The organism is Corticibacter populi (assembly GCF_004217315.1).
In the GTDB taxonomy this organism is placed as follows: Bacteria; Pseudomonadota; Gammaproteobacteria; order Burkholderiales; family Burkholderiaceae_C; genus Lampropedia; species Lampropedia populi.
This window is the reverse complement of record NZ_SGWR01000003.1, coordinates 510,267-530,671: the sequence shown is the minus strand read 5'-3', so window position 1 is coordinate 530,671 and position 20,405 is coordinate 510,267. Positions and strand designations below refer to the sequence as shown.

Genomic DNA, 20,405 nt, shown 5'->3' with positions numbered 1-20,405 from the left:
GTGTTCAGACTGGATAATGTTTCCAAGACATTCGAGCGCGCCGGCGAGCGCGTGCAGGCACTCAGCGAGGTTTCGCTGGACATTCCGGCCGGATCGTTTTTCGGCATCGTCGGCACATCGGGCGCGGGCAAGAGCACGCTGCTGCGCCTGCTGAATCTTCTCGAGAAACCCAGCGCGGGCACCGTATGGTTTCGGGACCAGCCCATCCACGACCTGAAGGGCACGCCGCTGCGCAACTACCTCAGCCGGGTCGCCACCATTTTTCAGCACTTCAACCTGTTCCATGGCCAAACCGTGCTGGAGAACATCGCATTCCCGCTGGCCGTGCGCGGCGTGGCCAGGCCCGCGCGCAGGAAGAAGGCGCAGGAGCTCATCGAGCTGGTCGGCCTGCAAGGCAAGGAGAATGCCTACCCCTCCCAGCTCTCGGGCGGCCAGAAGCAGCGCGTGGGAATCGCCCGTGCGCTGGTCTCGGACGCCGAGGTGCTGCTGTGCGACGAAGCCACCAGCGCCCTCGACTCGGAGACCACCACGGTCATCCTCGACCTGCTGCTGCGGCTCAGAAGGCAGCTCAAGCTCACCATCATCCTCATCACGCACTCCTGGGACGTGGTGCGCTATGCGGCCGATTCCGTCACCCTGATGCAGGGCGGCAGGATCATCGAGACCGGGGATGTGCGCGATCTGCTGCACGATGCCGATTCCTACCTGGGCCGCCAGCTGCTGCCCGCACCGGACCTGGGGCGTGGACCCGAGCTCGGCTGGATCCGCTACGACCTGCTGCTGGCCGACGTGCGCGCGCAAAGCACCTTCTTCTCGGAAGCGGCGCAACGGCTGGACGTGACCACCGCGCTGGTCTCTGGCGGCGTCGAGCGCCTGGGTGGCATCGAGGCGGCGCGCTTGAAGGTCGATTTCGATCTGCGCGGCAAGGCGCCAGCGGTGCTGGAGGCCTTGTCATCCATCCTGCGGGAAAAGAGCATCGTGCTCGGCAAGGCGGCCTGATGAAACCGCGCGACTGGACGCAATACCTCCCCGACTTCTGGGAGGCGCTGGGGCAGACGCTCTACATGACGGCGCTCTCCGGCCTGCTGGTCATTACGCTGGGCATCGCCATCGGCCTGGTTCTCTACCTCACCGCGCCGCACTCATGGCGCCCCAATCCCGTCATCTACCACACGGTCAACACGGTCGTGAACATCGGGCGCTCCATCCCGTTCATCATCATGATCGTCATCCTCATCCCGGTCACCCGTGTGATCGTGGGCACGCCGCTGGGGCCGGCCGCCGCGCTGGTGCCGCTGACGGTGGGCTTCACGCCGTTCTTCTCGCGGCTGATCGAGGCCAATCTGCGCGAACTCGACCAGGGCCGGATCGAGGCGGCCAAGGTCATCGGCGTGACCACGCCGCAGTTCGTGTTCCGGATCCTGCTGCCCGAATCCCTCTCCGGAATCATCGGCTCGGCCACCATCATCCTGGTCGGCCTGGTCGAGGGTACCGCCGTGGCCGGCGCGATTGGCGCCGGTGGCGTGGGCGACTTCGCGCTGACCTTTGGCTACCAGCGCTGGTTCACCGAACTCATCGTGATCGCCGTCGTGGCCATGGTGATCCTGGTGCAGGTCATCCAGATCAGCGGCGACGTCTGGATCCGGCTGAGAAAGCACAAGCGCTAGGCCGGTGGCCAGGACCTGCTGAGACCCGGACATACGCCACCGAACCACCTTCCCCTCCCATTCATGACCAAGATGACCAAGGAAATCTCCATGCCCCAGACACCCCGCGCAGCCCGGCGCAAAACCCTCGTCGCGGCCTTCGCCATCGCCACCGGCATGCTCGCTGCCAGCGTGCTGGCGGGCCCTGCACAGGCCGACACCCGGGTCCCCGGTGAGCCGCTGAGGGTCTACGTCACCCCCACGCCGCAAGGAGACATCCTGCGCTACGTGCAACAGCTGGCCGATGCCGATGGCAGCGGCCTCAAGCTCAAGGTCATCGAGAGCAGCCAGGGGCTGGATGCCAACCAGCTGCTGCTCAAGGGCGATGTCGATGCCAACCTGTTCCAGCACCGCCCCTATTTCAATTCCTGGATCGCCGCCCACCCCGAGGGCAAGGACAAGCTGGTGAACGCCGCCACGCTGCTCGTCAACGTATTCGGGCTGTATTCGTCCAAGTACCGGTCGCTCGAGGACATCCCCGAGGGCGCCTCTTTCCTGGTGCCCAACGAGCAAACCAATCTGCCGCGCGCGCTCTTCATCCTGCAGAACGAGGGGCTGCTGCGGCTGAGCCATCCGCAGTCGGACGGCTCCGCGTCGGCCGTTGCCATCGACGAGAAAAGCATTGTGGCCAATCCGAAGCACTTCAAGTTCATCCCCACCGAGACGCGCCTGCGCGCCAAGTCGCTGCCGGACGTCGAGGCCTCCTTCATCAACGGCGACATCGCGTTGACGCACGACATCAGCCCCGAGAGCGCGCTCGCGCTCGAGGACAAGGCCAACAACCCGTACGCCAATGTGCTGACCACCCGCAGCGAGCTGGTGGGCGACCCGCGCATCCGGTTGCTGGTGGACTACCTCACCGGCGAAAAGGTGGCCGGCTTCATCGACGACAACTACCGGGGCTTCGTCGCGCCGGTGCAGCAACGCCTGATTCCCTGACCGGCCCCCGCCTGACGGACCCGCCGACACCATGACCGCCGCCGCCCCTCCCCGCCGCCTGCACCTGAACGTCAACGCCTGGCTGCAGGGCTTCGTGCCCTCGGCCTGGCGCGTGCCGGAAAACGACCCGCTGGGTTTCGTCGACGTGCGGCACTACGTGCGTGTCGCCCAGATCGCCGAGGCCGGCAAGTTCGACGCCATCTTCCTTGCCGACAGCGTCTCCACCGACGGCCTGGCCACCGGGCCGGTCACCGCGCTGGAGCCCACGCTGGTGCTCACCGCCATTGCCGGCGCCACCACGCACCTGGGCCTGATCGGCACGGCCTCCACGAGCTACAACGAGCCCTACAACATCGCCCGGCGCTTCGCGTCGCTGGACCTCATCAGCGGCGGGCGGGCCGGCTGGAACATCGTCACCACCGCCGACCTCTCATCGGCGCGCAACTACGGGCACGCCAACGTGCTCGGCCATGCCGAGCGCTACCGCCGCGCGGCGGAATTCACCGATGTGGTCAAGGCCCTGTGGAACAGCTGGGAGGACGACGCGCTGATCGGCGATCCGCACAGCGGCCGCTTCGCAGACCCTGGCAAGCTCCATCCGGTGGCGCACCAGGGCGAATTCTTTGCCGCCCACGGCATCCTCAACCAGCCGCGCTCCAGGCAGGGCCACCCGGTGCTGGTGCAGGCCGGCGGCTCGGCCGATGGGCAGGCGCTGGCCGCGCGCCACGCCGAGGCGGTATTCTCGCTCTCGCAGTCCCTACCCGAAGCCGTGGCCTATGCGCAAGGCCTCAAGCAAGGCGCGCAGGCCCTGGGTCGCCAGCAAGGCAGCCTCCTGGTCTTCCCCGGCCTGGGCACCTTCATCGGCGGCACCGAGGCCGAGGCCAGGCACCGCCACCAGGAGCTGATCGCGCTGGTGCCCATCGAGCACAGCCTGCGCCGCCTCGCCGGCCGGCTGGGCGTGGCACCGGAGCGGCTCGACCTCGACAAGCCCTTGCCGCAGGACCTGCCGCTGCCCAACCACGGCAACGGCGGCCACACCTTCTTCAAGGGCATCCTGGCGCGCTCGCGCCAGCACGGCCTGACGCTGCGCCAGTTCCTGGGCGAATTCGCCGCCGGCGGCGGCCACCGCGAGATCGTCGGCACCCCCGAACAGGTTGCCGATGACATCGAGCACTGGTTCAAGGCCGGTGCCGCCGATGGCTTCAACCTCATGCCCGGACTGCTGCCCAGCGGCCTGCAGGACTTCGTCGAGCAGGTCGTGCCGATCCTGCAAAAACGCGGACTGTTCCGCACCGACTATGAAGGCAGCACGCTGCGCGAGCACCTGGGGCTGGCACGGCCTGGGCGCGCCGCCACCCGCGTGCCCTGAACACTGCGGCAGGAACGGCAGCCTTCACAGCCCCCATTCAACCCGCCGGAGACACCATGAACCACTTCGCACGCACCATCCCGTCAACGCCCGCAGCGCACACCCACACCGCCTGGGGCGCGCCGCCCAGCGGCCGCTACGAGGCACTGGCGCAACCGCTGCGCCCCATTTTTGCGCGCATCCGGGCCACGGCCGTCGAGCGCGACGTGCAGCGCCACCTGCCCCATGAGGAAATCGCCTGGCTGCGCGAGGCCGCGCTGCCGCGCGTACGCCTGCCGCAGGACCAAGGCGGCGCAGGCGCGAGCCTGCCCGAGCTTTTCGGGCTGCTGATCGAACTGGGCGCGGCCGACACCAACGTCGTCAATGCCTTGCGCGCCCACCTGGGATTCACCGAAGAGATCCTCACCACCGAGGCCGGCCCATGGGGCAGCCACTGGCGCGCGCAGCTCGCCGCCGGCGCATTGGTTGGCGCGGGCCTCTCGGAAGCCGGCAGCGCCAAGGTCGGCACCTTTGCCACCACCCTCACGCGCAGCGACCAGGGCCTGCGCCTGAACGGGCAGAAGTTCTACACCACCGGCTCGCTGTTCGCCGACTGGATTGCCGTGGCCGCGCAGGACGGCGACGACACGGCCTACCTGCAAGTGCCGCGCCATGCGCCGGGGGTCGAGGTCGTCGATGACTGGGACGGCTTTGGCCAGGCGCTGACGGCCAGCGGCACCGCGCGTTTTCACGACGTGGCCATCGAGCCCCTGTGGGTCAAGCCTTCCTCGGCACGGTTTCCCTACGCGGTCGCCTTCTACCAGCTCGTGCACCTGGCATCGCTGGCGGGCATCGGCCGCGCACTGGCCACCGACCTGGCCAGCCGCGTGCAGCAGCGCGACCGCGTCTACAGCCACGGCAACGCCGCGCGCGTGGCCGAGGACCCGCAGATCCTGCAGGTCGTCGGCCGTGTGCACGGCGCCGCCTACGCCGCCGGCACGCTGACGCTGCAGGCCGCCGCCGCCCTGCAGCGCAGCTTCGAGGCGCACACCGATCCCCAATCGGATCAGGCCCGGCGCCTGCTGGCCGATACCGAAGCCCACGTCGAGGTGGATCAGTCCGTCTCCGTCATCACACGGCTGATCCTGGACGCCAGCACCGAGCTGTTCGATGCACTGGGCGCTTCGGCCACGCTGCGCACCGAAGGCCTGGACCGCTACTGGCGCAATGCCCGCACGATTGCATCGCACAACCCGCGCATCTACCGCGAGCGCCAGGTGGGCAACTTCGCCGTCAACGGCGCCCCACCACCGACGATCTACCGCGTGGGCCGCAGCGGCTCATGAGGCGGTCGCGCTCAGCTCCAGTCCTCGGACGAACAGGTCGATCGTCGATCTGACCAGGTCGGCACGGGGCTGGGCCGGGGCGATGCCCGCCTCGTCGATCAGCAGCACGGACAGGCCATGCACCAGCGACCAGGCGGCGACGCAGGCCGCTTCGCACTGCCGCGGCCCGGACGTGCCGCCGACGACCATGGCCACCGCATCGCGCAGCTGCGCATAGGCTGACGCCGCGGCATTCGGCGCCGCCGGCGCTGCAGGCGCCGGTGGTTCCGACGACCCCGATGGCACCGCCGGATGGGATGCCGGAGCGCGCATGCCGGCGCCAAACATCAGACGAAACAGCGCCGGCTCCTCCAGCGCGAACGTCACATAGGCCTCGCCCAACACCCGCAACCGCGCCGGCGGCGTTGCCACACATTGCGCGCACTGCGCAAACCGTTGCTGCAGCAACAGAAAGCCCTGTTCGGAAACCTCGGCCAGCAATGCCGCCTTGTCGGCAAAGTGGCGATAAGGAGCCGCCTGCGAAACCCCCGCCGCACGGGCGATGCCACGCAGACTCAGCGCCTCCACACCTTCGCGCCGCAGGATGCCGATGGCCTCGGCGACCAGCGCCGCACGCAAGTCACCGTGGTGAAAAGTCTGTTTGCCCGTCATTTCTGAACCTCGCCTCCGTCCCCGTCCGCCCGGCCGAACCGACCGGATGTTCCCCCCGCCCGGATGCAGGGCTGCATACCGGCACACATCCCGCATGCACTGGATTGCACACCAATGTTAACAGTGTTAGCATGACCGAATCCATGGATGCAAAGGACAGCTTCGATGGTCTTCGTTCACCTGATTGCGGCCACCTTCGCGATCCTGACGGGCCTGGCCCAATTGCTGCGCCCCAAAGGCACGGCGCGGCACCGCCGCACCGGTCACGTCTGGACGCTCGCCATGACCGTGGCCTGCCTGTCCTCGTTCGGCATACCGGGCACGCCCCGCCTGATCTTCGGGCTCGGGCCCCTGCATGTGCTGTCCGCCTGGACTTTGGCGTGCCTTGCCATTTCGATCACCGCCGCGCGCCGGGGCCGCATGGCCTTGCACAGGAATTTTGCCATCGGCGCCTTCACGGGGCTGTTCATCGCAGGCATGGCCGCCCTTGCCATGCCAGGCCGGCTGCTGCATGGCTGGTTGATCGGTTGAGGAGGAGATTTCCATGTCGTTTCTTTTTTTGATGGCCTTGCTGGCGGCACTGGCCTGGTGTGCCGACAGGCTTTACGCAGCGCTCACCCGGGGCAGCGGGCCGCGCGGCAGGCGGCTCGACCTGCGCGACGCCATGCGCTGGGGCGCCGGACTGGCCTTCCTGCTGACCGGCACCGACCATTTTCTCCATGACCAGACAAGGTATCTGCCAATGATTCCGGAGTTCTTCAGTGCGGCGGCGCTGCCGCTGGTCTGGCTCACTGGTGCGGCCGAAATGGCCGGGGCGATCGGCCTGCTGCTGCCCTTGCGCTGGAACCGCGCCCTGGGCTGGCCGGCCATGCGCCAAACAGCGGGCGCATGCCTTGGCGTGCTGCTGTGCTTCCTGGTCATCGCCAACATCCACGTGGCGGTTCAGGGCAGTTCCGTGCAAGGACTGCCGTTCGGCATCTGGTACTTCTGGCTGCGGCCGCTGTTCCAGCCGCTGATCATCGCCTGGGTGCTGTTTGCGGCGGGCATTCTGCTGCCGCGCCAGCCTGGCCCATGACGGCTCGTCAGCGCGTCATCGGCGCACCAGGGATTTCAGCCACCGGCTGAAGGTCGGGATCTTCGGCCAATGCCAGTCGGACAGGGGGCAGACGCAGTCATGCTGCTCGCATTTGAGCCCCCCCCCTGTCCGGGACTGGCGCGATCCCCTCACGCCAAGTCCCGGTGCTTTTTGCACCAGCCGCTGGTGGCCCCTCGTCACGCGGGCATGGGACATGGGGCATCGCCCGGCGAAGCCGCACTGGCATCCGCAAACCATCCGACGTCCTGATGACAGTTTGGCAGAAAATGTGCGATCAATGGCGTTGCTGCCAATGACCATGGCATGCACACTGCGGGCATGCGCAAAGTACCAAACCCCGTCCAGCGGACCCACGCCGCCCAGCCGCCCCTCCAGGCAAAGGCAAAGCCGGGTCCATCGCGCCCCCCATCGCATCCTTGGGGTCACCGCATCATTTGCATCGCCTATCCCGGCGCGATGAGTCTGGACATCACCGGCCCGATGCAAGTTTTTGCCACCGCCAATGACTTGCGCCGGCAACAAGGCATGCGGCCGCATTACCGGCTGGTGTTCGCTGGCCTGCAGGCCGGGCCTGTGACCTTGTCGTGCGGCTTGTCCATCATGGCCAGTCTTGGCCTGGCGCAACTGCGCGCGAGCCGCCTGGATCGCCACAGCACCGTGCTGATCCCCGGCGGGGATGGCGTTGACGCTGCGCAGCACGATGTGCCGTTGCGCGCGTGGGTGCAGCGCATGGCGCCACGCGTGCAACGCATGGGCTCCATCTGCTCCGGCGCATTGATCCTGGCGCGTGCCGGTTTGCTGGATGGGCTGCCAGCCACCACCCATTGGTGCCGCCTGCAGGAATTGGCGGACCTGGCGCGCGACATCCGCATCGACGGCGACCGTCTGCACACCTATGACGCCAGCGATCCGCGGCAGGCGCATGTGTTCACCTCCGCGGGCGTGACCTCGGGCATTGATTTGGCCATCAGCCTGGTCGAGGCTGATCTCGGCCGTGCCATGGCCCTGGCGGTGGCGCGCCACCTGGTGATGTTTGTGCGCCGGCCCGGCGGCCAGGCGCAGTTCAGCGCCATGCTGGCGGCAGAAACCCGGCACACCCCACGCCTGGCGCAATTGCTCGACTGGATCCCCGGTCATCTGGGCAGCGACCTGGGCGTGCAGCGTCTGGCCGAACAGGCCTGCCTGGCACCGCGCACCCTGGCACGGGTTTTTCAGAAAGAACTGGACACCACCCCCGCCAAGTACGTGGAGCGTGTGCGGCTGGAAGCGGCCACCGCCCTGCTGAGCCAGCAGCAGGCATCGGTGGCCACCGTCGCGCGCCTGTGCGGCTTCGGCCATCCGGAAAACTTGCGCCGCAGCTTTCACAAGGCCCTGGGCGTGAGCCCGCAGGCTTTCGCGCAGCGCTTTGGCACCGGGTAGGCAGCCAAAGGATGAGGCAGCGCCTGCCCGGGCTGCTCCGGCGCCAGGCCGGAAACGACCATGCCGAACCCGGGCATCGTCTGTCACCCCCGCCACGGCGCCAACAAGCGGAAGTCCAAACCCTTTCTTCCCAACCACCCTCTGCCGCTCAACCTCTGCCACTCAACTTCTTCCGTTCATCCCATGCTGCTCAAACGCCATCCCCAATTGCTCACCCTCAGCATCGCGCAAGCGCTGTACTGGTCATGCGCCATCATCGGCATCGCGCTCACGGGCTTGGCGGGCCAGCGTCTCGCGCCGTGGCCTGTGTTGGCCACCTTGCCCCTGACCTTGCTGGTCGCGGGCAATCTGCTGGCCATTGGCCGCCTGGCGGGATGGATGCAGCGCCTGGGCCGCGCACGCGGCTTGCAGTATGGCGCCGCGATGGGCATTGCCGCTGGCTTGCTGGCGGCCTGGTCGGTGGCGCACGCGCAGTTCTGGCCATTCTGCATCGCCATGCTGCTGCTGGGCGGCTACCAGGCATCGGCCGGCTTTTACCGTTTTGCCGCGCTGGATGGTGTGGATGCGCAGCACAAGGGCCGCGCGGCCGCATGGGTGCTGGCAGGCGGCATTGCCGCTGCGCTGCTGGCGCCCAGCCTGGCCATCCACACCTCGGCGGCGTTTGACACCCCCATGGTGGGCGCGTACCTGGCACTGGCGGCGCTGGCCACATTGGCCATCCTGCTGTTGCAGGGCCTGCCTGCCAGCTTGCACGCGCCGATGACCGTGCCGGCGAATGCTGTGGCCATCACCCGCCGCAGGCTGTGGCAACGCCCGCCCATTCGGCAGGCCATCGTGCTCAGCGCCTGCGGCCACGGCCTGATGATTCTGGTGATGAACGCCACGCCGCTGGCCATGCACGGGGCAGGACATACGCTGGCCAGTTCCACCCACGTCATCCAATGGCATGTGCTGGGCATGTTCATGCCTGCCCTGGTGGCTGGCAAGGCGGTGGACCGCTTCGGTGCCATCCCCATTGCATGGCTTGGCGCGGCACTGCTGGCAGCCAGTGCCGGCGTGGCCTTGACGGGCTTGCAGTTCTGGTCGTTTCTCCTCAGCTCGCTGCTGCTGGGCGCGGGCTGGAACCTGCTGATCCTGGCGGGCACCACCTTGCTTGCCAAGGCCTGCACACCGCCGGAGGCCTCCCAGGCGCAAGCCTTGATGGAGTGGGCCAACAACGGCAGCGCGGCCGCCATGTCGTTCAGTTGCGGTGTGCTGATCCAGACCCTGGGCTGGCACGCGGTGAATGTCTTGATGTTGCTGGTGCTGCTGGTTCTGGCGATCGTGTTGGTGCGTGGGCCCAAGCGATGAACGCTGCCGGTGGAGCGCGTCTGCCGAGGCGTGGCCGACCTCAATGACGACCGGCTCAACTGCTCGCCAGGGCCTGGAGCCACCGGGTGAAGGCTTCGATCTTCGGCCATTGGCGGTCAGACAGGGTGCAGACGTAATAGTGTTGCTCGCATTTCAGTTCCATGTCCGGAAAGGGCGTGATCAACTGCCTGCTGTCCAGCAGCCTGCGCACCAGGCGCCTGCGCCCCATGGCGACTCCCGCGTGGCTGGTGGCGGCCAGCACCGCGAGGTCCGAGCGGTCGAATCCCAGCCCGGTGGAGACATCCAGGCTCACGCCGAAATGCTGCGCCCAACCGTGCCATTCGTCGGTGCCGCTGTCGTAGCTCCAGGCCTGTTGATCGTGCAGCAGGGTGCAGCGCGCGAGCCTGCCCGGCTTGCCTTCCAGGTCGAACTGGCGGGCATAGCCCGGGCTGCATACCGGGATGATCGTTTCATCCATCAGATGCTGATGGTGCAGTTGAGGCGATGGAGTGGCATCGAAGTAGACGGCCAGATCGATGCTGGCGCGATGGAAGTTGACGTAGTCGTTGCCCGTCAGCAGGCTCAGGTTGATGGCGGGAAAGCGGCGTGAGAAATCCGCCAGTGAGGGCACGATCCAGGCCTGGGCGATGGAAGGGCGGGAATAAACCGTGAGGTTGCCCGACAGCGCCTGGTTCTTGATGTCCAGGATTTCCTGGCTCAGGCTCTGCAAGGAGGATTGCAGTGCCCAGAAAAGCCGCTTGCCTTCGGCGGTGAGCTCCACCTTCCGATGGGAGCGCACAAAGAGCTGGATGCCCAACTGTGCTTCGATCTGGTTGATGCTATGGCTCACGGCGCTGGGCGTGAGGGACAGTTCATCCGCGGCTTTCGCGAAGGATTCGTGCCGCGCCGCCACTTCGAAGGTATGGAGCTTGGACAGTTGCCATCCATTGAGCGAGCGATGCCGGGCGGCCGTCAGTGGCTGGCTTGCTGCCATCGTTGCAATCTCCAGGGCTGAAATGCTTGCATTGAAACGGGTGTGATGCCGGATTCTCGCAAATTGAGATGAATTGATCGAATCTCATGACATCGAATTTCTGTTGGAACCAGTAAAAACCCTCATATTGATTCAATTTCACTCATGTGAAAAGCAAGATTCATCGTTTGTCAGCCACGCCGTGCTTGCCTTTAATACGGTTCCATTCACCACCCGAAGGAGATGGCCATGGGCTCGCACACCTGGATCGCAACGACGTTGATCGCAAGCATTGTTCTCGTGATCGTGACCATCGTGAAGTGCAGGCTTCACCCGTTCCTCGCCCTGTTGCTGGCCAGTTTCTTCGTCGGCTCGATGATGGGCATGGACCCGATCGACATGGTCGACGCCATCGAGACCGGCATTGGCGGCACCCTGGGCTTTCTGGCGGCCGTGATCGGCCTGGGGACCATCCTGGGCAAGATGATGGAGATAACGGGAGCCGCCGAGCGCATTGGCCTCACACTGCATCGCTGTCGCTGGCTGTCGCCGGACGTGATCATGGTGCTGGTCGGGCTGATCTGCGGCATCACCTTGTTTGTCGAGGTGGGGGTGGTGCTGCTGATTCCGCTGGCATTCTCGATTGCCAGGAAGACCGGCACATCCCTGCTCAAGCTGGCCATCCCGCTGTGCACGGCGCTGATGGCGGTGCATTGCGTGGTGCCACCACACCCGGCCGCGCTGTTCGTCACCAACGCGCTGGGCGCGGATGTCGGCATGGTCATCGTCTATGGCCTGCTGGTGGGGCTGGCCGCGTCCCTGGTCGGCGGCCCCCTGTTTCTCAAGCTGCTGGGCCGGTGCCTGCCGTTCAAGCCGGTGCCTCCCGAATTCTCGGCGCTGGAGGTGCGCGAGGAGCACACCCTGCCCTCGCTGGGCGCGGCCCTGCTGACCATCCTGCTGCCCATCGGGCTGATGCTGGCCAAGACCGTGGCCGAGCTGACCATAGACGAAACAAACAGCCTGGTGCGCTTCATGGCCTTCATCGGCAACCCGATCACGGCGATGTTCATCGCGGTGTTCGTGGCGTATTACCTGCTGGGTCTGCGCCGTGGCATGGCGATGAACAGCTTGCTGCACCATACCGAGGGCGGCTTTTCTGCCATCGCCAACATCCTGCTGATCATCGGTGCGGGCGGCGCATTCAACAGCATCCTCAAGGCCAGCGGGCTGGCCGACGGCCTGGCCGTGATCCTGTCGGGCCTGCATCTGCACCCCATCCTGCTCGCATGGCTGGTGGCGCTGGTGCTGCACGCGGCCGTGGGCTCGGCCACGGTGGCAATGATGGGCGCAACGGCCATCGTCATGCCCATGCTGCCGCTGTATCCGGGCGTCAGCCCCGAGATCATCGCCATCGCCATCGGCTCAGGAGCGATTGGCTGCACCATCGTGACCGATTCGCTGTTCTGGCTGGTCAAGCAATACTGCGGGGCCACGCTGAACGAAACCTTCAAGTACTACACCACGGCCACCCTGATCGCCTCGCTGACGGCGTTGGGGGCGACCTTCCTGCTTTCCCATGTCATCTGATATCCGCCATATTCCGATTGGATCCCTCTGCGACTTGACCCCTCAGAAAGACCCTGCCATGACGACAACCGACATCGACACACTGATCGCGCAGCATCCGCTGGTCGCGGATCTGATCGCCCTGAAGGAAACGAGCTGGTTCAACCCGGACTTCACTTCCCTGCAGGAAGGGCTGCCCCACGTCGGCCTCGGCCAGCAGGACATTGCCGATGCGCACGCCCGGCTGCTGCGCTTTGCGCCGTATCTCGCGCAGGCCTTCGACGACACGGCGGCCAGCGGCGGCATCATCGAGTCCCCGCTGGTGGCAATACCGGCCATGCAGCGCGTGCTGGAGCTGCGCGGCGGGCAGCCCATCGATGGCGCGCTGTGGCTCAAGAAGGACAGCCATCTGCCGATCTCCGGCTCCATCAAGGCCCGCGGCGGCATCTATGAGGTGCTGACCCATGCCGAAAAGCTGGCCCGGGAGGCCGGGCTGCTCGACGAAGGCGACGATTACGCCCAACTGCTCTCCCCGGAATTCCAGGCCTTCTTCGGCCAGTACCGCATCGCGGTGGGCTCCACCGGCAATCTTGGGCTGTCCATCGGTATCATGAGTGCGCGCCTGGGCTTTCATGTGACCGTGCACATGTCGGCCGATGCCAGGGCGTGGAAGAAAGCCAAGCTGCGCGCGCACGGCGTCACCGTGGTCGAGTACGAAGATGACTATGGCGTGGCCGTCGAGCAAGGGCGCCGGGCAGCCGAGGGCGACCCGCGCTGCTTCTTCATCGATGACGAGAATTCACGCACCCTGTTCCTGGGTTACGCCGCGGCCGGCGAGCGCGTGAAGGCCCAGCTGCAGGCGCAAGGCATTGCGGTGGACCGCGAGCACCCGCTGTTCGTCTACCTGCCCTGCGGCGTTGGCGGCGGCCCCGGCGGCGTGGCCTTCGGCCTGAAGATGGCCTTGGGCGACCACGTGCACTGCTTTTTCGCCGAGCCGACGCACTCCCCCTGCATGCTGCTGGGCATCGCCACCGGGCTGCACGATGCGATTTCGGTGCAGGAGCTTGGCATCGACAACCAGACGGCGGCAGATGGCCTGGCCGTGGGCCGTGCCTCGGGCTTTGTCGGCCGCGCGATGCAGAGGTTGATCGACGGCTGCTACACGCTGAGCGACCAGGCCATGTACGACATGCTGGGCTGGCTCAGCCAGGCCGAGGACATCCAGCTCGAGCCCTCGGCGCTGGCCGGCATGGCCGGGCCGCAGCGCATCTGCGCCAGCGCGGCCTACCAGCAGTTGCACGGGCTGACGCCGCCACGGATGCGCCATGCTACCCATCTGGTCTGGGCCACCGGCGGCGGCATGGTGCCGCCGGACGAGATGGCACAGTATCTGGCCAAGGGCAGGCAGTAAGAACCTGCGCAAAGCCGCCGGAAACTGCGGCGCGGCGCGGCGCCGCCTGCAGGTCCAGCGGCGCGAGGAACGCGGTATCAGACCACGCAGTCGGCAAAAAAGCGCTTGTTGCCGTCGGCATCCTTCTCGACCACCAGACCGTGGATGTCGGTCTCGAAGCCCGGCAGCTGCTTGGCGAATTCGCGCGCGAACTTGAGGTAGTCGACGATTTTCTTGTTGAACACCTCGCCGGGGATCAACAGCGGAATGCCGGGCGGGTAAGGCGTGACCAGACCCACGGTGATACGCCCTTCCAGATGGTCGATCTCGACGCGCTCGGTCTTGCGGCGGGCGATGTGGGCATAGGCATCGGCCGGACGCATCGCCGGGGTCAGGTCGGACAGGTAGATCTCGGTCGTCAGGCGCGCAATGTCGTGCTTGGCATAGAGCTGGTGCACGTGCTGGCACAGATCGCGCAGGCCCATTTTCTCGTAGCGGCGGTGCTGCGCCGAGAACTCCGGCATGATGCGCCACAGCGGCTGGTTCTTGTCATAGTCGTCCTTGAACTGCTGCAGAGCGGTCAGCAGCGTGTTCCAGCGGCCCTTGGTGATGCCGATGGTGAACATCACGAAGAAGCTGTAGAGACCGGTCTTCTCCACCACCACGCCATGCTCGGCGAGGAACTTGGTGACGATGGAAGCCGGAATGCCGCTCTTGTGGAACTTGCCGTCCAGGTCCAGCCCCGGCGTGACGATGGTGGCCTTGATCGGGTCGAGCATGTTGAAGCCGTCGGCCAGGTTGCCGAAGCCGTGCCAGCTGCTCGAGGCCTTGCGCGACCTGCTGCCGTTGCTGCGGATGATCCAGTCGGCCGAGCGGCCCACGCCCTCGTCGGCCAGGTGCTCGGGGCCCCAGACCTGGAACCACCAGTCGTCGGCACCGAACTCGGCCTCGACCTTGCGCATGGCGCGGCGGAAATCCAGCGCCTCGAGCAGGCTTTCCTCCACCAGCGCCTCGCCGCCGGGCAGCTCCATCATGGCGGCAGCCACGTCGCAGCTGGCAATGATGCTGTACTGCGGGCTGGTCGAGGTGTGCATCAGGTAGGCCTCGTTGAAGAGCGCCTGGTCGAGCTTGGTCTCCTGCGAATCCTGCACCAGCACGTGACTGGCCTGGCTGATGCCGGCCAGCAGCTTGTGGATCGATTGCGTGGCATACACCACGCTCTGCCGGGGCCGTGCGCGCTTCTTGCCCATGGCATGGTAGCTGCCATAGAACGGATTGAAGGCCGCGTGCGGCAGCCAGGCTTCATCGAAATGCAGGTTGTCCACGTAGCCGTCGAGCATCTGCTTGATGGTTTCGGTGTTGTAGAGCACGCCGTCGTAGGTCGATTGCGTCAGCGTCAGTATGCGCGGCTTGATCTTCTTGGCATCCACGCCCGCCAGCAGCGGATTGGCCTTGATCTTCTTCTGGATGCTGGCCGGCTCGAACTCGCTCTTGTGGATCGGGCCGATGATGCCGTAGTGGTTGCGCGTGGGCTTGAGGAACACCGGTATCGCCCCCGTCATGATGATGGCATGCAGGATCGACTTGTGGCAGTTGCGGTCCACCACCACCACATCGCCGGGCGCCACGTTGTGGTGCCAGACGATCTTGTTGGAGGTGCTGGTGCCATTGGTGACGAAGAAGCAATGGTCGGCATTGAAAATGCGCGCGGCGTTGCGCTCGGATTCGCCGATGGCGCCGTTGTGGTCGAGCAACTGGCCCAGTTCCTCGACCGCGTTGCACACGTCGGCGCGCAGCATGTTCTCGCCATAGAACTGGTGGTACATCTGGCCGATGGGCGACTTCAGGAAGGCCACGCCACCGGAGTGCCCCGGGCAGTGCCAGGAGTACGAGCCGTCCTCGGCGTAATCGAGCAGTGCCTTGAAGAACGGCGGCTGGATGCTCTCGAGGTAGTTCTTGGCCTCGCGGATGATGTGCTTGGCAACGAACTCCGGCGTGTCCTCGAACATGTGGATGAAACCGTGCAGCTCGCGCAGGATGTCGTTGGGCAGGTGGCGCGCCGTCTTGGTCTCGCCATGGATGTAGATCGGCACCTCATCGTTGCGGCGCCGCACCTCGCCGATGAAATCGCGCAGGTTGCGGATCACCTCCGGCTCGTCGCCATTCTCGCCGCCGGTCAGCTCCTCGTCGTCGATCGACAGAATGAAGGCGCTGGCGCGGCTTTGCTGCTGGGCGAACTGGCTCAGGTCCCCGTAGCTGGTCACGCCCACCACCTCGAAGCCCTCGGTCTCGATGGCCTGCGCCAGCGCGCGAATGCCCAGGCCCGAGGTGTTCTCCGAGCGGTAATCCTCGTCGATGATGATGATCGGAAAGCGGAATTTCATGGGGCGGCACTCCAGGCCAGCAAGGCCATCGCAGGGGCAGGTTCGGGGGCAGATGAAACAGCGCCCGCCATGGAAGATGCGTCGAACATGCTTTCAAGGCGGGCCGAAAATCCGCGCAGTGTAAACAAATCGTGCGGCAGCTGCGTGAAAAACGCCCATCTGCGCACTGGCAATGCAGGCTTTGCGGCGCTGCAGCTACAGCCAGCCTTCCTGCTCGGCTTTGCGGCCCAGACGCCGCATCGCCTCGCACAGCCTGCGCAGCTCTGGCGGCAGCCCGGCGTCGGCCAACAGGCGCTCCAGCAAGGCATGGTCGTAGGCATTGAGCGGCCAGAGCTGGCGCGCCGCCTCCAGATCGGCCTCGTCCATGTGACTGCAGCGCCACTCCAGGCCCTGCCGCTGCCACAGCCGTCCCATGGTCAGTGCCATATCCACCCCGGCCGGATCGATATCGGCACTGATGCGCAAAGGTGCGGGCGCCAACCTCAGCAAGTGGGCCATGGCTCGCTGCCAACCGGGTGACGGGCGCCCGGGCAGCCAGACGATGCAGGCGCCGGGCTGCGCACGCTGCAGACACTGGCGCTCGAAGCTGGCGCGGTTCTCGATCAGCCACCAGCACGTGGGCGCGGTACATGCCGTCAGTGCCAGCACGTCCGCCAGCGGCAGCGCCAGCAGCGAAACGGCCGGCAAATCAATGCTGCCCGCCGTGCTCTGCAGCCGTCCGGTGCCCGACAGGCTCAGCAGGGGAAGAAAAGCACTGACGCCCAGCGCCTCCAGCGCAAAGAACTGCTCCAGCCAGCGCCAATCGGCGGCGCCGATGCCTTTGGTGCGGTCCGCCGCCTGCAGGGCAAAGTCTCGTCGCGTGCCCTGTTCACCGCGTTCGCACCAGCCGCGCAGCGCCTGCAGCAAACCGAGGCGCCGTTGCAACGTGGCCACCTGGATGGCCGCCTCCTGCTCCAGCGCATCGATGGCCTGGGCCATGGCAGCACCCAGCGCCGCGTCGCCCACCTGCGGCAACCATGCCCTGGCTTGGCACAGCGCCTGCCCACGGTACTGCTCGCGTTGACTGCGACTGCCCACACCCAGCAATTGCTTGAGGCCGCCAAGATCAAGCCAGATGATGGCCTCCCATTGCCAGCTGCCGCCCACCAGCCGCTCGCGACGCGCAATCCAGCCTTCACGCAGGAGCCGGTCACACAAGGCCTCCGCCTGCTCGAGCCCAGTCGCGCCGGCCGCCTCCAGCAAGGTCTGCCGCTTCGACGTCTGGTTGTCGCGGCGCAGCCATGCCTTGAGCAGATCCCGGTCTTCGCGCCCCAGCAGTCCCAGCGCCTGCGGCACTTCGCCGGCACGCCGACGCACCCGCGTGCCGCGTCGCGGCCCCGCTTCATCCATCCATTCCAGCGGCCGATCGGTGTGCATGTGGCCGGCCCTATGCCACGGCCTGGCGCCGCTGCAGTACGCCGATCGGCGGGGCCCAACGTGCGCCGGGCGGCTTCTTGGCGGTCACCAGCGTGATGTCGGCCGGCTCGAAGACCTCGACGTTGTGCGTGATCGGCGTGGTCAGCACGTACTGCGCGCGGGTGGACTTGAGGAAGTGGCCGACCAGCTGGATGTTGCGCACGTCCAGGTGGGCGAAGGGCTCGTCGATGAACACGAAGCCGCCGGGCAACTCGTCGTCCTTGAGCAGGCCGACCAGCAAAATCAGCGACTTGATGACCTGCTGGCCGCCGGAGGCCTCGCCGTCGTTGAGGCCGATCTGGCCCTTGCCGTCGAAGTTGAAGCGCACCTTCAGCTCAGCCTGGCGCAGCGCGGTGTCGTCGTTGTCCAGGTGCGGCAGTTCGGCCTGCACCTCGACGCCGGCGAGCTCGCCCAGTTCGGTGATGTTCTTGCGATAGCGGCGCACGGTCGAGCGCATCACGTCGATATAGCGCTCGCGTGCGTTGTCCACCGCCACGCGCGCCATCTCGTTGCTGGCCTCGCGCTGTTGCAGTTGCTGCTTCTGGCCGCCGACCTGCGCGAGCATCAGCGTGTGGCGCTCCTCGATGGTGGCATCCTGCTCCCATTCGCCTTGCTGCAACTCGGTTTCGATGGCCTCGGCGCGCAGGCGGGCCTGCGTGGCGTTGGTGTAGTGCTGGCGCAGCGCGGCAATGGCAGCCGGCGCGATCCAGCGGACCGGGAACTGCCTGCGCTGGCGGCGCGATTGCGCGCTGCGGGCGGCCAGATCGGCCTTGCGCGCGGCCCACTCCCTGCCGAAGCGGCTGGCCGCGGCCTCGGCATCCTGCAGACGTTTCTGCGTATCGCGGTACTGCGCCTCCAGCTCGCGCTGCTGTTCGCCGAGTTGCCGGTGGCGGCCATCGAGTTCGCTCCAGCGCCGGCCGGCGTCGATGCGGGCCTGGCGCAACTGGTCGAGCTGCTGGCGCGCCTGCGCGAATTCCTCGGCGCGGCGCGCCAGTTCCTCGGCGGCGCGGTGACCCTTGGCGGCCTCCCTGGCGGCGCGCAGCTGGCGTTCGACCTCGCTCTGCTGCTGGGCGATGCGCTGCAGTTGCCCATCCAGCGCGGCCAGGCGCGCCTCGATGGATTCGCGCCGTGCGGCCAGCGCGGCAGCGCCGAACTGGTGCTGCTCGGGGCTGACCCAGACGCTGCGCCCGCCCCGCCCGTCGCGCCAATAGGCCTTGGGGGTGATCCATTCGCCTCCGGCGGCGTAGCCGGCGTCGGTGTCGTCCACCCGGCGGATGGCCGAGAGCGTCCGGAGCAGCCAGGCCGGCAGGCGATCGGTCACCTTCAGCACTGCCAGCAGGCTGTGCGCGGGCGCCTGGGCCGGCGCGGCAACCGCTTCAGCCACGAGATAGTGGCGGTAGCGCTCCTGCTCGGCCAGCTGCGCGGCGCGGCGCTCGTCGGAGGGATCGCCCAGCACCACCACCCAGCGCGAGGCGGCCAGCACGCCCTCGGCGGCGTCGCGCCAGCGCGCATCGGTGATCTCGATGACATCGGCCACGAAATGGTGCGCGATCTGCTGGCGCCGCAGCGCCTGGCTGAAGCGGTTGACGTAGTCCGGGCGGGGTGCCACGCGCTCGCTCTGCAGGCTGGCCAGCGCCGCCTGCGCGGCGGCGCGTTCCTGCCGCTTGCCATGCCATTGGCTGTCGAGTGCCTGCTTGCCTTCCTCCAGGGTCTGCAGGCGCTCGCTCAACTGCTGGGCATCGGCCTCGACGCTGGCGAGTTCGCGCAGTTCGTCTGCTTCCTTGACCTTGGCCTCGACCGGCGTTTCCGCGCCACGGGCCTCGGAGAGCGCTTCCTGCGCCTGCAGGCGCTGCTGCTCCAGCACCTGCAGTTGCCCGCCCAGCGCCTCGCGCTGCTGCGCCAGCCCGTGCAGCAAGCGGCGGTCCTCGCGCTGGCGCAGCATGCTCTGGCGGTCATCGAGCCGCTGGCGGTGCAGTTCGCGCACCTTGCCGGTCAACTCATCGCGCGCATCGCGCCATTCGAGCACGGGCACGACCTCGGTGCCCAGCTTCTCACGCTCGCGCAGCTTGGCCTGGTACTGGCGGTACAGGTTCAGCCGCGCCTCGACATTCGCCAGCTGGGCTTCGCTGCGGGTCAGTTCCTGCCGGGCGGTCTCGACCTCGTCGGCCACGTCGCGCTGGTGGCGCCGCGCCTCCTCATAGCGGTCAAGCACTTCCTGGTCGCCGAACACGTCGAACACCAGCCGCAGCAGCTCCTTGGGCGAGTATTCGCAGAGGCGGTCGGTCTGGCCCTGCTCCAGCGCCAGCACGCGGGCGATGGCGCGGGAGAGGCCGGCGTACTCGAGCCGCTTGCGCCAGTGCTCGATGCCCAGCCAGTCTTTTTCGGGCACGTCCAGCAGGGTCTCGACCGGCACGTCGCCCTCGACCATGCAGTAGCGCCGCTGCCAGTCGCCACCGTTGCGCTGGATGCGGCAGGCCAGCGTGACCTGGTCGGCATACAGCAGGCAGCGCGCAAACGGACGGCTGGAGGTCTGGCGCGTCTGCGGCCGGTTGTCCACCACCGCGCGCAGCCAGGAGGCGTCGGCATTGGCGTGGCGCGCATAGGTCTTGTAGCTGCGCCCGCCCGAGCATTCGAGCCCGAGCAGCGTGCGCATGGCATCGAGCAGCGTGGTCTTGCCCGAGCCGTTGGGGCCGGCCACGGTGATGATGGCGCCGTCGAGCGGCACCGTCAGGCGCTGGCAGTAGTCCCAGTGCAGCAGTTCCAGGGTTTGCAGGTGGAACAT

General features: G+C 66.9%; 16 protein-coding genes. 11 read left to right on the top strand and 5 right to left on the bottom strand.

Annotated features, from left to right (window positions below):
* The 5 genes from EV687_RS13280 to EV687_RS13260 all read left to right on the top strand — a co-directional run bounded on the left by EV687_RS13280 (position 1) and on the right by EV687_RS13260 (position 5,339).
* Positions 1 to 999: a methionine ABC transporter ATP-binding protein gene (locus EV687_RS13280; protein ID WP_207226454.1), complete on the top strand. Its 999-nt coding sequence runs from the start codon at positions 1 to 3 to the stop codon at positions 997 to 999.
* A complete protein-coding gene (locus tag EV687_RS13275) occupies positions 999 to 1,667 on the top strand; it encodes a methionine ABC transporter permease (protein ID WP_122227752.1) in 669 nt (222 codons plus the stop codon). Before EV687_RS13280 ends, EV687_RS13275 begins: the two co-directional genes overlap by 1 nt.
* Before the next feature lie 90 nt (positions 1,668 to 1,757).
* Positions 1,758 to 2,645, top strand: a complete 888-nt coding sequence (locus EV687_RS13270; protein WP_162846577.1) for a MetQ/NlpA family ABC transporter substrate-binding protein — start codon at positions 1,758 to 1,760, stop codon at positions 2,643 to 2,645.
* Positions 2,646 to 2,676: 31 nt separating this feature from the next.
* Entirely contained in the window at positions 2,677 to 4,014 is a 1,338-nt protein-coding gene (locus EV687_RS13265) for an LLM class flavin-dependent oxidoreductase (RefSeq protein WP_122227758.1), read from the top strand.
* 56 nt (positions 4,015 to 4,070) lie between these two features.
* Positions 4,071 to 5,339, top strand: a complete 1,269-nt coding sequence (locus tag EV687_RS13260; RefSeq protein ID WP_122227761.1) for an acyl-CoA dehydrogenase family protein — start codon at positions 4,071 to 4,073, stop codon at positions 5,337 to 5,339.
* Here EV687_RS13260 and EV687_RS13255 read toward each other — a convergent pair.
* Positions 5,334 to 5,990: a TetR/AcrR family transcriptional regulator gene (locus EV687_RS13255; protein ID WP_122227764.1), complete on the bottom strand. Its 657-nt coding sequence runs from the start codon at positions 5,988 to 5,990 to the stop codon at positions 5,334 to 5,336. The two genes, EV687_RS13260 and EV687_RS13255, sit on opposite strands and share 6 nt — an antisense overlap.
* A 165-nt stretch (positions 5,991 to 6,155) precedes the next feature.
* Here EV687_RS13255 and EV687_RS13250 point away from each other — a divergent pair, with 165 nt between their 5' ends.
* The 4 genes from EV687_RS13250 (at position 6,156) to EV687_RS13235 (ending at position 9,855) form a co-directional block, all read left to right on the top strand.
* Positions 6,156 to 6,521, top strand: a complete 366-nt coding sequence (locus EV687_RS13250; protein WP_207226453.1) for a DUF2306 domain-containing protein — start codon at positions 6,156 to 6,158, stop codon at positions 6,519 to 6,521.
* Between the two features lie 13 nt (positions 6,522 to 6,534).
* Positions 6,535 to 7,065 (top strand): DoxX family protein, encoded by a 531-nt coding sequence (locus tag EV687_RS13245; RefSeq protein ID WP_130466515.1) that lies wholly within the window; start codon positions 6,535 to 6,537, stop codon positions 7,063 to 7,065.
* 450 nt (positions 7,066 to 7,515) lie between these two features.
* Positions 7,516 to 8,505, top strand: a complete 990-nt coding sequence (locus EV687_RS13240; protein WP_278044264.1) for a GlxA family transcriptional regulator — start codon at positions 7,516 to 7,518, stop codon at positions 8,503 to 8,505.
* 183 nt (positions 8,506 to 8,688) lie between these two features.
* Entirely contained in the window at positions 8,689 to 9,855 is a 1,167-nt protein-coding gene (locus tag EV687_RS13235) for an MFS transporter (protein WP_122227773.1), read from the top strand.
* A gap of 55 nt (positions 9,856 to 9,910) precedes the next feature.
* On the opposite strand, the gene dsdC is transcribed toward EV687_RS13235, so the two are convergent.
* Positions 9,911 to 10,849 (bottom strand): DNA-binding transcriptional regulator DsdC, encoded by a 939-nt coding sequence (gene dsdC, locus EV687_RS13230; protein ID WP_122227776.1) that lies wholly within the window; start codon positions 10,847 to 10,849, stop codon positions 9,911 to 9,913.
* 228 nt (positions 10,850 to 11,077) lie between these two features.
* Between dsdC and dsdX the strand changes: the two genes are divergently transcribed.
* Positions 11,078 to 12,415 (top strand): D-serine transporter DsdX, encoded by a 1,338-nt coding sequence (gene dsdX, locus EV687_RS13225; protein WP_122228944.1) that lies wholly within the window; start codon positions 11,078 to 11,080, stop codon positions 12,413 to 12,415.
* Positions 12,416 to 12,473: 58 nt separating this feature from the next.
* Positions 12,474 to 13,805: a D-serine ammonia-lyase gene (locus EV687_RS13220; protein WP_122227778.1), complete on the top strand. Its 1,332-nt coding sequence runs from the start codon at positions 12,474 to 12,476 to the stop codon at positions 13,803 to 13,805.
* A 77-nt stretch (positions 13,806 to 13,882) separates the two neighbouring features.
* On the opposite strand, the gene EV687_RS13215 is transcribed toward EV687_RS13220, so the two are convergent.
* The 3 genes from EV687_RS13215 to EV687_RS13205 form a co-directional block, all read right to left on the bottom strand.
* Entirely contained in the window at positions 13,883 to 16,168 is a 2,286-nt protein-coding gene (locus EV687_RS13215) for an arginine/lysine/ornithine decarboxylase (protein WP_122227781.1), read from the bottom strand.
* A gap of 195 nt (positions 16,169 to 16,363) precedes the next feature.
* Positions 16,364 to 17,584: a DUF2399 domain-containing protein gene (locus EV687_RS13210; protein WP_242612628.1), complete on the bottom strand. Its 1,221-nt coding sequence runs from the start codon at positions 17,582 to 17,584 to the stop codon at positions 16,364 to 16,366.
* A 10-nt stretch (positions 17,585 to 17,594) separates the two neighbouring features.
* Complete coding sequence (locus EV687_RS13205) at positions 17,595 to 20,405, bottom strand: ATP-binding protein (RefSeq protein ID WP_122227784.1); 2,811 nt, start codon at positions 20,403 to 20,405, stop codon at positions 17,595 to 17,597.

Coding starts and splice junctions, on each gene's coding strand:
- EV687_RS13275 (WP_122227752.1), top strand. CDS start 999: ATGAAACCGCGCGACTGGACGCAATACCTCCCCGACTTCTGGGAGGCG.
- EV687_RS13270 (WP_162846577.1), top strand. CDS start 1,758: ATGCCCCAGACACCCCGCGCAGCCCGGCGCAAAACCCTCGTCGCGGCC.
- EV687_RS13265 (WP_122227758.1), top strand. CDS start 2,677: ATGACCGCCGCCGCCCCTCCCCGCCGCCTGCACCTGAACGTCAACGCC.
- EV687_RS13260 (WP_122227761.1), top strand. CDS start 4,071: ATGAACCACTTCGCACGCACCATCCCGTCAACGCCCGCAGCGCACACC.
- EV687_RS13255 (WP_122227764.1), bottom strand. CDS start 5,990: ATGACGGGCAAACAGACTTTTCACCACGGTGACTTGCGTGCGGCGCTG.
- EV687_RS13250 (WP_207226453.1), top strand. CDS start 6,156: ATGGTCTTCGTTCACCTGATTGCGGCCACCTTCGCGATCCTGACGGGC.
- EV687_RS13245 (WP_130466515.1), top strand. CDS start 6,535: ATGTCGTTTCTTTTTTTGATGGCCTTGCTGGCGGCACTGGCCTGGTGT.
- EV687_RS13235 (WP_122227773.1), top strand. CDS start 8,689: ATGCTGCTCAAACGCCATCCCCAATTGCTCACCCTCAGCATCGCGCAA.
- dsdC (WP_122227776.1), bottom strand. CDS start 10,849: ATGGCAGCAAGCCAGCCACTGACGGCCGCCCGGCATCGCTCGCTCAAT.
- dsdX (WP_122228944.1), top strand. CDS start 11,078: ATGGGCTCGCACACCTGGATCGCAACGACGTTGATCGCAAGCATTGTT.
- EV687_RS13220 (WP_122227778.1), top strand. CDS start 12,474: ATGACGACAACCGACATCGACACACTGATCGCGCAGCATCCGCTGGTC.
- EV687_RS13215 (WP_122227781.1), bottom strand. CDS start 16,168: ATGAAATTCCGCTTTCCGATCATCATCATCGACGAGGATTACCGCTCG.
- EV687_RS13210 (WP_242612628.1), bottom strand. CDS start 17,584: ATGCACACCGATCGGCCGCTGGAATGGATGGATGAAGCGGGGCCGCGA.
- EV687_RS13205 (WP_122227784.1), bottom strand. CDS start 20,405: ATGTTCCACCTGCAAACCCTGGAACTGCTGCACTGGGACTACTGCCAG.